We start from the raw sequence: 14,640 nt of genomic DNA, 5'->3' as shown, positions 1-14,640 counted from the left end.
AAACAGTCTTATAGTCCCGAAACCAGCTTTTTACCTAAACCACATTCCCGTGGTGTGATCCCAAACTTGCGCTTAAAAGCAGCCGCAAAATGTCCTAAATGAGAATAGCCGACAATATTAGCTACTTCTGCCACTGTAAAATCAGTATTCTGTAACAGTTGATGCGCTTGTTCCATACGCTGATTTGTCAAATAACCGAACACAGTTGTACCAAACTGCATCTGAAATCCTCTTTGCAAAGTACTTTCACTCAAACCTACCTGTTGCGCCAATTCTGACAATAACGGTGGATTCTCCAAACTCTCTTGTAAAATTTCTTTAGCGTGATGAATTTTAGCAATAGTGTCTCTTTTCAATCGTGATGGTAATTGCTTTACTGTAGTCTCTTCTAAAAAAGGAGCTAACTGCAAAGCCATTAATTCTATGACTTTACCCTGTAAATATATCCGCCTAGTTACGCCTTGATAGGGACAGTTAATAATTTGCATTACAACACTTTGAATAGCTGAATGAGTTGGAGAGTAAAGTAGTGTTTGCCAATCGCTTTCTTTTGCCAAAAATTTTAATTGAGGCAGTATTTCTCCATCTTTTCCAGGAAAAAAAGTCTTCAATAAATGGGGTGGCATTTCTATATCAACACCCAAAATTCTTTGGGAATGCTGATAGCAAATATCAATTTTTTGCTGCATTCCACCACCAGAAATAAAGTTATTTCTATTTTCTCTCCCCATCTGCCCATAAGTATCTGTATACATCCCTAAAGCTAAGGCATGAAATTGCAAGGGATGATGATTAATTGGGGTTTTTAACACCATATCATGATGATACTCTTTGTCAAAAATACATAACCACAGTTGAGGATAGACTTCAATTGTGCGATAGTAGCCTCTACCAAGGTGTTTGGGCATTTGATCGAGATATTCATCTGCTTCTAAACCTGGTGATGCTTCCCTATTTTCCTTGCTTGCTTTTAAAAGTTCATTGTAGTCTTGACTACTTAAAGTAATCGTCATTGTCAGGAATTGCTTACATTAATAATAATTATTTGCAATAATTCTAGCATCAAGTTGAACAGTAATGAAATCAGAATGTCAAAGTATGTATGGTTAGATATTTAATAGAATTTAACTAAAATACTTCATGCGGCGTGACTCAATTTTTTACAAGCTATTTCAACAATCACCAACTCTGTTGTTTGAATTGTTAACCAATCCTCCCACAAATGCTGAGGCATATCGGTTTGATTCAGTAGCAGTCAAAGAACCGAAGTTTGAAATTGATGGGGTCTTTTTACCACCAGAAGATGAAAGTCCGGGTATAGTATATTTCTGTGAGGTACAATTTCAAAGGGATGAACAGCTTTATGAAAGGGTATTTGCAGAATCATCATTATATTTCTATCGTCAGCGTAATAGATTTAGTGATTGGCAAGTTGTGATCATTTACCCTTCCCGTAGTATCGAGCAAAGCGATATTTATCCCCATAGAAATCACCTGAATGGCGACCAAGTGCATCGTATATATTTAGATGAGTTGGGGGATATTCGCTCTTTACCTATATGGGTGGCGTTAATGGTGTTAACTACCCTTGATGATGAACAAGCACCACAGGAAGCAAGGTATTTGCTTACAAGAAGTCAACAAGAAATACCTCAACTCCAAAATCGCGCCATAATAGAGCTATTGACAACTATCATGGTCTACAAGTTTGAAGATAAGAGTCAAAGGGAGGTTGAAGAGATGTTAGGGATTACACTCAAAGAAACAAGAGTTTACCGTGAAATTAAGGAAGAAGGAGAAAAATCGCTGCTTCTGCGTCAATTAACTCGTCGTGTGGGAGAATTATCTCCAGAGATATGGCAGCAAGTTGAATCTTTGTCCTTAGAGCAATTAGAAAATCTTGGCGAAGCACTGTTAGATTTTCAGGGAATGGCTGATTTAGAGGCTTGGTTTAATCGCTGAAGTTGAACGAGGATAATGCTAAAAAGACTTTGGCGATCGCTTTTTCTTGATTATGATAGACCAAGATGGATAGGAATTTCGATTTGAAATTCAGCGCCTTGTTCTGGTGTGGATAGACAAGTGAGTTTTCCTTTGTGCTTGTTGACAATAATTTGATAGCTAATTGATAAACCTAATCCTGTTCCCACACCGACGGGTTTAGTTGTAAAGAAAGGGTCAAATAAACGTTTGAGTAAATTTTCTGGAATACCTGGCCCATTATCAATAAACCGAATGATAATGTGTTTGGTGTTTGATACAAAAGTCTGAATGCGGATAGAACTAGGGTTTTCTTGGATTTGTGCGAGAGAACGTTTTTGATCTCGTTCTTCTAAAGCATCTAAAGCATTGACCAAAATGTTCATAAACACCTGATTTAAGTGTCCTGGATAGCATTCTACTAAAGGTAAGTTGCCATATTCTTTGATAACTGCGATCGCTGGACGGTTATGTTGTGCCTTGAGGCGATGGGTTAAAATTACTAAAGTGCTATCAATGCCAGAATGAATATCTACAGCTTTACACTCGGCTTCATCCATCCGCGAAAAATTCCGTAGGGAAAGCACAATCTGTGAAATTCGTTCTGCGCCTATCTTCATTGAGGAAAGTAATCGGGGTAAATCTGCTATCAAAAATTCTAAGTCAATAGCATTGATGTGGTCTTGAATCACTTTTTCAGGATGAGGATAGTGTTGTTGATAAAGCCCAATTAAATCTAATAAATTTTGAATGTATTCGGTAGCAGGTTGGATATTACTGTAAATAAAGCTAGTGGGATTGTTGATTTCGTGAGCAACTCCAGCAACTAACTGACCAATAGATGACATTTTCTCACTTTGGATCAGATGAGCTTGAGTATATTGCAATTCTTTGAGGGTTTTCTCTAAATCTTGGGCTTTTTGTCGCAGACACTCTTCCACAGCTTTGAGTTCACTAATATCTCTAGCAACTGTTGATAAATATTCAACTTGTCCATCAGGTGATTTGTGGGCAATTATCAATTGCGAAAGGGGAATTTCTTTGCCATCTGCGCCTAAGAGTGCGGTTTCTCCTACCCAATTACCACAGCGAATTGATTCCGGTATCCCTTGATTAAGGATAATTTCATTTGTCCATTGGGGATGATTTTGAGATAAATTTCTACCTTGAAATGATTCTGTTTCTGACAATCCCAACATTCGGCGAGCAGCTTGATTAAAGTAGAGAACTTGTCCAGTTAAATCAGCAGTACTAATAAAATCTGGTGCGGCTTCAAGAATGGCTAAAAGTTTGGCTTTTTCTTTTTCAACTTGTTGGCGATCGCTCTCATCACGAGATACACCGACTGTCATCACAATTTCACCTTGTTCGTTGCGAATGGCAGATTTGATTGTGTGAAATAAGCGTACTTCGCCATTATATCTAGTCACTTTTTCTTCGGGAATTTCTAAAGTATTTCCTGTTTCAAATACATAAGCATCATCTTTAATATATTGGAGTGTATTATCCGCTTCATTAAAAGGCGCATCAATCAAATCTTTGAGTTCCGATGCGCTCATCCCGTAATAATCACGAAAAGCTTTATTTGCCCAAATAATGCGTGAGTTAGCACCTTTAACTAATACCATATCAGTAATAGCATCTAAGATAGACTGATATTTTTTTTCATTTTCTCGTATAGCTTTTATCGAATTATTAACTTCCGTGAAATCTTTGACAATTGAAATAATACTAATTATTTGACCATTTAAATCAAAAACAGGAATGTTAGACCATTCACAAACAATTATTTTTTGATTTTTGTCTATATTTTCGTTCAGATTGACATTATTTTTTGCTTCTAACTGTTGCAGGAATGACTGCATAATCATGCTCACTTCTGTTCTTGAGTTTTCTGGCACCAATAATTCGATGACATTGCAACCAAGAACTTCATGTTTGCTATAGCCAAATAATTTCTCAGCCGCCAAATTCCATTCGGTAACTTCAAAGGCTGCATTCCACTCAATTATCGGCAACGGGTTGTATTGGGTTAGTAATAGAAGTTTATTTTGTAGCTGTTGTAATTGTTGCTCTGGGGATGGGAACGCAATTTCTGGACAAGCTGTGTGGGAATTCACAGAACAATTCTTAACATTATTGGGCTGAATATTTTGTATTTGTGAGTTCATTTTAAATTTGAGGCATTATATAAGTTTAGTTTGGTTATTAAATTTAGAATGCCCTTTTATTAAAGCTATGTAACATTCTGCCGGATAAATGTGAGGCTTAATCTGCTACCAATTGCATACTGATTGCGAGTATAGCAAGAGTGCGATCGCTGATTTTGATCTGAGTTTTTCTTAACTGCTGAAATCCCCTATTCACAATCATTACAGCGAAGTTTGACAGCCTGTCTTTTGACGAGGGGATTTTCATCAATTGACAATTAAGAATGATATCGTCCGAAATGTACGTTGGTTTCAGAGAGAACACTCCATGAAAAAAGTTATTTCCGTTTTGCTGTTAGGCATTGCCATCTTCACTTTTGCCTTCAGCACCCCAGCTTTAGCCGCCGACACCGACAACGGAGCTAAAGTATTTAGTGCTAATTGTGCTTCTTGTCATGCAGGCGGTAAAAATTTAGTTAACGCTGCCAAGACATTGAAAAAAGAAGATTTAGAAAAGTATGGGATGTACTCCGCAGAAGCCATTATTGCTCAAGTAACAAATGGTAAAAATGCCATGCCTGCTTTTAAAGGTCGTCTAAAAGCTAATCAAATTGAAGATGTCGCTGCTTACGTGTTAGACAAGGCAGACAAAAGCTGGAAGTAGAGTATAGATTAGTATAGTCTTACAAACTGCGGGGCGAATTGTCCCGCAGATTATGTTGTTTTGCCGAAATTGTCGATGATAATTATGACTAATTTTTGGCGGTTTTTATTCAGTTTGCTAGTTGTGTTTTCTTTGACTTTTGCGAGTCAGCTTTTATTGCCGTCAACATCCCTGGCTCAAAGTGTCTCTAACCAGTCTGTGGATTTAGGCGTTGTGCAGATGCAGCAAGGCAATTATGAACTAGCCATAGTTCACTTTAATCAAGCAATTGCCCAGAACGAAAAAAATGCTGTGGCTTATAGTAATCGTTGTTTGGCTTATCTCCATTTACAAGATTACCATCAAGCGATCGCTGATTGTACACAAGCAATAAATTTTTCGCCAAATAATGTGGAAGCTTATCTGAATCGCGGATTAGCCCATTACAGACAAGGTAATTATCTCAGTGCAATTGACGATGATAATTTAGCGATCGCGCACAAACCCCAAGATTTTCGCGCCTACTATAATCGGGGTGTAGCGCATAACGCCATTGGTGATCACACATCTGCAATCACTGATTTTAATTTGGCACTAACACAAATTCCATCAGTAGCCAATATATTCTTTGCAGATATTTACAATGATAGAGGTTTAGCGCATTTTCAGTTGCATAACTTAGATGCAGCAATGCAAGACTTTCACTTAGCGATTCGCTTCAACGCAGATGATTACCGAGCTTATTTTAACCTTGGTTGCATCTGTGGTCGTAACGGAGACAACAACGCCGCCGTCAATCATTTTTCCGAAGTGATTAGATTAGATCCGAGTAATGGTCAAGCATATTTGAATCGCGCCATAGCTCAATATTATCTAGGGTACAATCAAAGAGCGATCGCAGATTTAAACAAAGCATCTGAGTACTTTGAACAGCAAAACCAAAAAATTGCCTACGAGAGAACCAAAGATTTACTCCACCGTTTGCAGCAAGAAGTTCAACTTGCAATTCAAATAGGTTAGTTCCACCTCATCAACAGGTAATTTATCCGTTGTTGTAGAGACGTTGTATACAACGTCTCTACTGTGTTTCAGTATGCTATATTTTTTATTGGACAATAGACAAAAGTATTGCAATTATGTCTATTTATTATATTTAAAAATATTGAATTTATTTCATTGCTTTGCAAACATCAAAATTAGACAAAACCTAAATTCATCGGTCTAATATTTGCAAATCAAGGAGCAAAGCTAATGACAAATATCACAATTAATCAATTAAATATTCTTGGTTATGAACTGTTTAATGATTCTGAAAGCTTTCTTGACGGGCTAAATAGTCAAGAAATCCTATCTCTTCAAGGTGGTTTTTATTCAGCACTATCTGGATTTAGTACAGGCTATGGTGGTTTCGGTAGCTATGGTGGTTTCGGTGGCTATGGCTTTGGATATAATTCCTACTGTTAGGTGTTAATTGATGAGTAAGTTAATTAACTAGAAGAGTAACTATGATTACTCTCTAGTTTTTTCTTAGTTTAAATAAATTTTGCAGACCAATAATCTATAACCCTAATATTTGCTTGATTTATGAATCTTTGATGATAAATATGACAATCTGTCATTTGACAATATTTTACAGTAACCGCAACAATACCTAGCAGTGATTATTGTTACTTGGTGTGAGACGAGAAGTGAAAAAAAATTGTTGGTTGCTGGTTGCTTTACCAAATTTGCTGATAAATTTACCTGCTGAAGCCATTGAGACTGAAATTCAACAGCAAGCTGATACTGAATTAACTCCGGTAACTTCAACTATTTCTGACTTAAAAGACATTGACTTACCGATTACTCGTGCTGAATTACTAACTCAAGAAACGAATAATGATATAGAATTTAAACAAGAAACTCCGCCAGAAACAGAAACCCAACCTGCGGATAATGCAGATATTTCTACAGAAGTAATTGGGGAACAAGATACTTTCTCTGGCTCTACACCTGTTTATGTAATTGAAAAAGAAGAAATTCAAAAACAAGGTGCTACCAGCGTTGCAGATGTTTTAAAAAGATTACCTGGGTTTGCGATTAATGATGTCGGTCATGGCGCAGATATTCACACAGGCACATATTATCGCGGCGCGTCAATTAACCAGTCTGTATTTTTAATTAATGGCAGACCGATTAATAATAATATCAACACTTATCACGGCACAACCGATTTAAATAGCATTCCAGTAGAATCAATCGAACGAGTCGAATTATCTAGCGGTGTCGCTTCTACTTTGTATGGTTCCTCCGCTTTTGGTGGAGTTGTGAATATTATCACCAAAGAAGGCTATGGAAAACCAAAGCTAACTGGTAGTGTGGAATATGGCTCCTTAAGTTTAAATAATCAACAGACTAGTTTTAGTGGTTCAGTTGGGGCGGCGAGATATAATTTCAGTTTTGAAAGGTTGTTTACCGATAACCGTTATCGTGTGCCTGTAGGTGCAGCCAATAGAGATTCTCAAGGTTTTTTATTCAATGCAGATACAGCCACAAGTACCTATTTTGGTAACATCGGCATAGATTTAAATACTCGCAATACCTTAAATTTAGATGTAACTGCATTGAGTAGCCGTCGCGGTTTAATTTATTTTGGTTTTCCGCTACAAAGAGACCGTTTAGACCATGATGGCTTGAATGTTGGTTTATCTTGGAAAGCTCGGTTAGGAAATGGCGATCGCTCTAATTTAACCACTACCATTGGTTACAATCAAAACTATTTCAGCACCTACGGGCCGACAGGTAACTTTTATCGCACAGGGGCTTTGGATACACAACAGTTTTCCGCCAGAGTAGACCATGAGTGGCAATTAGGGCAAAGCAATAAATTACGCTGGGGATTAGATTTAAAAAATACTAACTTAAACGGTGATGTGTTAAGTACCAGCCCTCTACGTATCGCTAATAATGAAACCGAAAACCGAGATTTATTAAACACAGCTTTATTTGCTGTTAATAGTTGGAATATCAGCAAAAATTTTCAACTCGATTTAGGACTCAGGCAGAGTTTTGATACAGAATTTGGTAACTATCTTAATCCGAGCGTCGGCTTGCGTTATGCCCTCACCCCCACACTTGCAATGCGGGGAAGTTGGGCTGGCGGACAACGTAACCCCGGACTAGACCAGTTATATGTTTATGACACAGTACATGGTTGGGAACCAAACCCTGATTTAGACCCCGAAACCGGTTCGAGTTGGACTGCGGGAGTAGATGTCAAATTTGCCGAGAATTTAACTGGACAGTTTACTTATTTCGGCAGCAGTATCGATAATCGTCTCGGTATTGTAGCTGGACGCTGGGCAAATATTGGGCTGGTAGATACCAACGGTTTAGAAGCAGCCTTACAACTCAGACTCAATTCTGGCTGGTCAACTTTTCTCAACTACACCTACACAGATGCTCAAATTAAAACAGGCTCAGAAAGAGGCTTGCAGTTGGGTTTGATTCCCTATTCTTTACTACAAGCTGGTGTTGGGTATCAAAATTCTGGTTGGCAAGCTAACTTGTACATGACCTACAACAGTGGTGCAAGACGAGCCTTGTTTAATCGAACCGGCGACCAAATTACAGATTTTGCCCCATCCTATTTCAACTTAGATTTTAGTGGTCGCATCCCTGTAGCTGGCAATTTAGGATTGACAGTTTACCTAGAAAACTTACTGGGTGAACAATACGAGCGAGTAAATCGTATTTATAGTCCTGGGTTTACCTTTCGTTTGGGGTTAAGCTCAAGTTTGTAGACAGTTCAGTTAAGGCAATAACTTAGACTGGTTTAGGTTGGGTGGAGGAACGGAACCCAACATTCACGCATACTTTGTTGGGTTCCGCTATCGCTACACCCAACCTACTATTCTCTTAACTTATTATCAGGTGTTTCAACTAGAAATATCGCCCTAACCTAAAAGGCGAGAGAGGAGTAAAGAAAAATGTGGGTTTTAACCCGGATTTCTCACCACACCTTTCAAAGCCTGTGCAGGGGAGCAGGGGAGCAGGGGAGAATGAAGGTACTCTCTCCCCTGCCCCTCCGCACCTCTGCCCCTCTGCCCCATCAAACGCCTGAAGCTTGTGAGAAATGTGGGTTTTAAGCCCCTACTCCTCTGCTCCCTTTTGCCAGACATAATATGAGAGGCTGCTAAAAATGTTCTCCACTTGTCATAATGGGGAATGAGCATTGTTTGAGCATGAGGATTTAGTGTAGGCCTATACTAAAATTTAATGTTCAAAAACAAAAATCCAGGTTCGAGCATCTATTGAGTATGAATGAGGGTTTGACAGCAAAAAACATTGAGATTGCGTTACTTGTATGGAATTTCACATTTCCGTAACTCCAGTAGGGCAGAATGACTACTTGGTGCGAACGGAACAAGTCGCGCCTGGGGTGCCATTGGCAGAAGAACTGGTGACATGGCCTGTAGCTGATTGGTTAGCAGCCGCAGGACACCTGATGAATGACCCATTAAAGTCGGTGTTACAGGGTGATGCGATCGCCAGAAACTCTGTAAACTTGGTGGCATTGGGTCAGCAATTTTATAATGCCCTATTTCATGGCACTCTCAGAGATAGCTGGATTACTGCTCAAGGCATTGCTCAAAACCATCAACAAGTACTGCGCTTGCGGTTAGGTCTCAAGGACAATAGATTAGCACGTTTACCTTGGGAAGTCATGCACGCAGGCGATCGACCTTTGGCGACTGGGCCTTATGTGGCGTTCTCGCGCTACCAAAGCGGCATTCTCAACACTGGTCGTCTGCCATCCAGGAATTTACCACAATTACCCGAAGATGGGATAGTGCGCGTTTTAATGGTGCTGGCATCTCCCACAGACCAAATGCGCCTGGGTTTGTTGAAACAAGAAGCACTGAGACTACAAGCCGAATTACACCGTCATCCGGCTCGCAATGTTGACAGTAGCACTCCCATACCAGAAATTGAACTGACGATTTTAGATCAACCAGGCAGAGAAGAATTAACCCAAGCCCTCGAACAAGGTAGATACCAAGTTCTCCATTATTCTGGTCATAGTAACTTAGGCCCCAACGGTGGCGAAATTTATCTCGTTAGTAGCAGAACAGGTTTAACTGAAACCCTCACAGGCGATGACCTAGCAGGGTTACTCGTCAACAATAATATTCAAATGGCTGTGTTTAACTCTTGTTGGGGAGCATACACAGCTACAACTGACGCAACAGAAGACACTGGTGAACAAAACCTCACCGAAAGTTTAGTCCGACGCGGAATTAAATGCGTTTTAGCAATGTCAGAACGCATCCCTGATGAAGTTGCCCTCACCCTCACCCAGCTTTTATATCGCAACCTGAGTCAAGGCTATCCGGTGGATTTATGTGTAAGTCGAGTGCGTCAGGGATTAATCTCGGCCTATGGTTCCCACCAAACTTATTGGGCTTTACCAATTTTGTATCTCCAACCCGAATTTGATGGTTTTCTGGGGACAGAACTTCCAACTTTTACCAGTACCGAATCACTGACGGACAATAGCCGCAGTATCAAAGCAACTTCGACCACAGCTTATTCTGTGATGACTGATGAAGCACAGATATCTTTACCCATTGATGACATGATGCCAGATTTGGGTAATGGGGCTGGGGATTTAGATTGGTTGGGTGAAGAGACTTGGGGCGATTTAGTTGATGAAATTGAATATGATGATCCTAGTTATGCAGAAGATTCGGCGATCGTTTCTGATTTATTTCGCCAGCTAGATCAGCATTCAGCTAACAACAATGGTACATCACCACTCAAAGGTGATACACCAAACCACAACGAACATATTTTTCCGGCTAAACCAATTAATAGTGAAGTTACGCCCATTAATCAAGCAGGATTATGGGGAAACACCAACACTACACCCCAGGAAACTGCACCCAGCCAGGAACAAGAATGGCGTAACCCGCATTTGGCATCGTTACCCACATCACCACCAAAACCTCGCCGTGTAGATGCGCGGATGATTTGGGGTATTGTGGGGGTAGGTGCGATCGCTACTTTGATTGGTTTTGGTTGGTGGTGGCAAACTCGACGCGCACCAATGTTTGCCGATATCCCTAAAATTCCCGTTCAGCAATCTTTATCGAACGAAATTAATTCTAAAATCAACCTGCAAACCAGTCCCACAGGGGTGATTGCGACTAGCGCCACTGAAAAATTAAGCCAAGGAGACTTGTCGGCGGGATTGGTGGCTGTGGAAGAATTATTAAATCGTAGCGCACTGCAATCTGCCCAAACTGCCTTAAATATTGTGCCGAAAAAGCAAGAGAATGATGCTGCACTCAACTTTTTTAAAGGCAGACTAGCTTGGCAGCTAATTCAAACCGGAGATAGAAAATATACCATTGATGATGCCCGTCGTTTTTGGGCAACGGCTGTGAAAGCTGAACCAAACTCAGTTTTATATAACAATGCTGTGGGATTTGCTTATTATGCAGAAGGAAATGTTACCAGAGCTAATGATGCTTGGTTCAAGGCGCTGAATTTAGCTTTAAATCAGCCACAATCTGCCTATAATGCTTCACTCTCTGTACAGAAAAATCAAGTTCCCCAAGATGCTTTGACTGCCTACGCAGGTTTAGCATTGGGTTTGTATAAATCAGCACGCTCTCAACCCGCATCAAAGCACGACCAATACATGAAAGAAGCGATTAAGCTGCGTCAATTGGTGATTTCCCAAGACCCGGTAAACTTTCAGGTAAATAAATTAAGTAATAATTGGCTGTGGACAGAAGCTGCCATTGCCGATTGGCGATCGCTCCTAGAACAAAAAATTGAGTGATGGGCTGGGAGCTAGGGAACTGCATCACATTTGCTTGACAATTTAGCCAATAAGTGTTATTTGATAGACAGAAAATGTAACAAATTGTTTTTGAAAGTGAGAGCAGAACAGATAAGTATTTGTAACATTAAATAATAATGTTCAGAACTTAAGGAATTACTTCATGCCCTACACGAATGAAGAAGGTGGTCGTCTTAACAATTTTGCCCAAGAGCCAAAGGTTTATCGAGCAGAACCTCCAACAGCAGAGCAGAAGCGTAACTACATTATCCTCGGTGTTGCCGCGACAGTTTTAGTCGGCGGCTTAATTGTTGTTGCCTTCTCGGTTTCTAATCTCAGTTAATTAAAGCGGTAGTCAGAGATATTAGGACAACTTAAAAGCTGGAATGCCAGGAAAAATAAGACTTTTCCTCCTGCCTTCTGCCTCCTGTAATAACATTGTTTTTGGAAAAAAATTAATTTTTGTTGGTGTTGCAGGTTTTCATCGTTAGGGGAACCTGTTTTTTCTTTGTCATGTCAACAGTCCCAAGTCAGAATATAGCGTTTTTCATTCCCATGAGGTACATCAATCTAGCCTCTAGCCCCTATCAACTGGTACGGCACTCAACCGAAAAACGCTGTATTGCTGAGTCAAGGCATGAAATTTTAAGTTTTTGCTTGACAATTGCCGTCATAGTTAAATAACGTTCAGTTAAGAAGAATCGCAACTAGGTAAGCCACTTGCGTGGTCATCTAGGGCTGTGGGAAGATTACCCCGGACTAGATCAATCTAATTGCACCTTTGATCCGGTGATGTACATTGTTTTTTGGCTGTTGAGCCACCATGAGCGTGAATGATTCAGCACACCACGATAATTTTGCTTGGAATCGGCAAGTATATCACCGTTTGAAACTTGCCCTGAGTTTGGGCTTAAGAAGACAACTGTTTTTAGCCGTCTGCGACGATTTACAACTGCGAAATCAAGTAGCAGCGAGATTACACTCCACTTTGGCTTATCCAGTGGGGCAAGTTTTATATCAACCCCAAGATGGACAGGAAACTAGCAGCACTCCGGCTTATCCGCGATTAGTAACTTTGCGGTTAAATTTAAATGAGCCTAATCCTGTAGCCCAGATAAATCAATGGCTGGCTAATTATCCGCCGCCCATTGTTGGTGCATCTCCAGATCACCCTGGCAGGCCTTTGCCAATACCGACATTTCAAATTGTCGGCGTAGAACAGTTAACTAAGCAACCCGTAGCCGTTCAACGGTTGTTTTTACATTATCTGCGCCTTTGTGACGAAGCTTTTTCTAGCCAAGAATCTAGCGGGTTTCTCGAATCGACGGTGTTGTTGTGGGTATCGCGTCCTTGGTTGTCAGCTATTCAGCAGTCAGCACCCCAGTTTTGGCGTTGGCGGACGGGAATATTTACCTTTGCGGGAGAACCTTCACCTGCAAAGCGCAATGTTAATTATCCCGAACGTGTATCTAATTCCAAGAATTTGGATTTTGGGAATTTAGAAGGGACTAGTGTCAACGAATCAACAATTGATACTCCACCCAAAGCCCCACCGCCCCCAGAACCCAAATTTGGCAAAAATGGTCATGGTACAGTTCCTACAGACACACCAGCAAAGCAGGTTAGTAGGGTTCTAGATATTCCGCCACCACCGCCGGGATTTATTAAGCATGAGTCACAATCGGCTGTTCAAGTTAGTGAAATTACTACTCCCTCACTGTCTTCCATATCACATATTAGCCAGGAGTTAACAGAGTTAGTTTTAGCCACGATTAATGCCAAGGTTAATCAAGAAGAAGAGGATAATTGGCAGCCACAACAAATTTTATTAGCCATTGAAGAATTACACATCAAGCAAGCTGCAAAAGAAGATTTGGCAGCAGCTTATCATCAGTTGGGTAACTTATATCGCCTGCGGATTGAACAAGGCAATTCCACCCTAGAAAACTTGATGGTGGCAATTTTAGCTTATCAAGAAGCGATCGCCTATGATGATCAATCACCACAATTACCCGATATTCTCAATGATTTAGGTACATTGTATTGGATGTTGTACCGCACACCACCCAATCTTGAGGCGGGACAAAATTACATTGAACAGGGAATTGAATTTTATCAGTTGGCGTTGAAGATGATTTCACCGCAGACTCACCCAGAAACTTATGCGCGAGTGCAGAATAATTTGGGAACAGCTTACGGTGATTTAGCAAGATTTTCTCACCCTGCGGAAAACTGGCAACAGGCGGTTTTAGCTTATACAGAAGCCTTGGCTTACCGCACTGTGGAAATGGATATGTTGAAATATGCGGCTTGCCAAAATAATTTAGGTACAGCTTACTGGCATTTAGGGCAATATAATCAACCAGTAGTGCATCTGAAAAAAGCGATCGCAGCTTATAACCAAGCACTCGCTCATTATAATGCCGAACAAGAACCACTCAAATACGGCATGATTCAAAATAATATCGGCACTGCCTTTTGGAATTTAGCCCAATACGAACAACCCGCCGACAATCTTCAGCAAGCTATTGATGTTTACTGCGAAGCTTTAAAATATCGCACCGCCGCCAATGTTCCCACTGCTTGCGCCGCCACCCAAAATAATTTAGCCACAGCTTATTGGCATCTGGCAAACTTACCGCAAACCACAAAAGAACGCAAGCAAAAGTTACTCAAATTATCAATTATTGCTTACGAAGAAGCCATTGCATTAGCGCATTCTTTGAATGGAATACCATTGAGCTTTGATTTGTTTGCTGCTCATAATAACTTAGGATTAGCCCATTATCAGTTAGTTACAGATAGTTATTTTAATGGGGATAAACCGACGCGATCGCACCATTTAGAAATAGCATTAGATCACCATTTGCAAGCCTTAAACGGATTAAGCAAACAACCAGAAGCTTATCAAACCACCTTTGCTTATGTAGTCAAAACAATCCGCGCCTTCCATAACGAATTAGGCATTCAAGGGCAGAATTTGGCTTTATCAAAAGTTCCTGGTCAATTATTACCAGAAATTTTGGCAAAGTTGTAAA

The 14,640-nt window shown here is 40.3% G+C and carries 10 protein-coding genes; 8 read left to right on the top strand and 2 right to left on the bottom strand.

From position 1 onward, the window contains the following. Positions 1-8: 8 nt before the first annotated feature. Positions 9-1,013, bottom strand: coding sequence for an AraC family transcriptional regulator (locus tag H6G77_RS12435; RefSeq protein ID WP_190590085.1), 1,005 nt, complete (start codon positions 1,011-1,013; stop codon positions 9-11). A gap of 127 nt (positions 1,014-1,140) precedes the next feature. Here H6G77_RS12435 and H6G77_RS12430 point away from each other — a divergent pair, with 127 nt between their 5' ends. Then, complete coding sequence (locus H6G77_RS12430; protein WP_190590086.1) at positions 1,141-1,962, top strand: Rpn family recombination-promoting nuclease/putative transposase; 822 nt, start codon at positions 1,141-1,143, stop codon at positions 1,960-1,962. A gap of 50 nt (positions 1,963-2,012) precedes the next feature. On the opposite strand, the gene H6G77_RS12425 is transcribed toward H6G77_RS12430, so the two are convergent. Next, entirely contained in the window at positions 2,013-4,151 is a 2,139-nt protein-coding gene (locus tag H6G77_RS12425) for a PAS domain S-box protein (RefSeq protein ID WP_190871713.1), read from the bottom strand. A 307-nt stretch (positions 4,152-4,458) separates the two neighbouring features. On the opposite strand from H6G77_RS12425, the gene petJ reads away from it, so the two are divergent. The 7 genes from petJ to H6G77_RS12390 all read left to right on the top strand — a co-directional run bounded on the left by petJ (position 4,459) and on the right by H6G77_RS12390 (position 14,639). Beyond that, positions 4,459-4,794: a cytochrome c6 PetJ gene (petJ, locus tag H6G77_RS12420; RefSeq protein ID WP_190590088.1), complete on the top strand. Its 336-nt coding sequence runs from the start codon at positions 4,459-4,461 to the stop codon at positions 4,792-4,794. Positions 4,795-4,878: 84 nt separating this feature from the next. Beyond that, on the top strand, positions 4,879-5,793 hold the full coding sequence (locus tag H6G77_RS12415; RefSeq protein WP_190871712.1) for a tetratricopeptide repeat protein: 915 nt from the start codon (positions 4,879-4,881) through the stop codon (positions 5,791-5,793). 231 nt (positions 5,794-6,024) lie between these two features. Then, on the top strand, positions 6,025-6,237 hold the full coding sequence (locus tag H6G77_RS12410) for a hypothetical protein (protein ID WP_190670786.1): 213 nt from the start codon (positions 6,025-6,027) through the stop codon (positions 6,235-6,237). A 224-nt stretch (positions 6,238-6,461) separates the two neighbouring features. Then, positions 6,462-8,555: a TonB-dependent receptor domain-containing protein gene (locus H6G77_RS12405; RefSeq protein WP_190871711.1), complete on the top strand. Its 2,094-nt coding sequence runs from the start codon at positions 6,462-6,464 to the stop codon at positions 8,553-8,555. Between the two features lie 563 nt (positions 8,556-9,118). Beyond that, on the top strand, positions 9,119-11,602 hold the full coding sequence (hetF, locus tag H6G77_RS12400) for a cell division protein HetF (RefSeq protein ID WP_190871710.1): 2,484 nt from the start codon (positions 9,119-9,121) through the stop codon (positions 11,600-11,602). A gap of 163 nt (positions 11,603-11,765) precedes the next feature. Continuing rightward, on the top strand, positions 11,766-11,945 hold the full coding sequence (psb34, locus tag H6G77_RS12395; RefSeq protein ID WP_190590093.1) for a photosystem II assembly protein Psb34: 180 nt from the start codon (positions 11,766-11,768) through the stop codon (positions 11,943-11,945). A 480-nt stretch (positions 11,946-12,425) separates the two neighbouring features. Next, entirely contained in the window at positions 12,426-14,639 is a 2,214-nt protein-coding gene (locus H6G77_RS12390) for a tetratricopeptide repeat protein (protein WP_190871709.1), read from the top strand. Position 14,640 lies beyond the last annotated feature (1 nt).

It is taken from the genome of Aulosira sp. FACHB-615 (assembly GCF_014698045.1).
GTDB lineage: Bacteria > Cyanobacteriota > Cyanobacteriia > Cyanobacteriales > Nostocaceae > Nostoc_B.
This window is presented reverse-complemented; position numbering and strand designations above follow the sequence as displayed.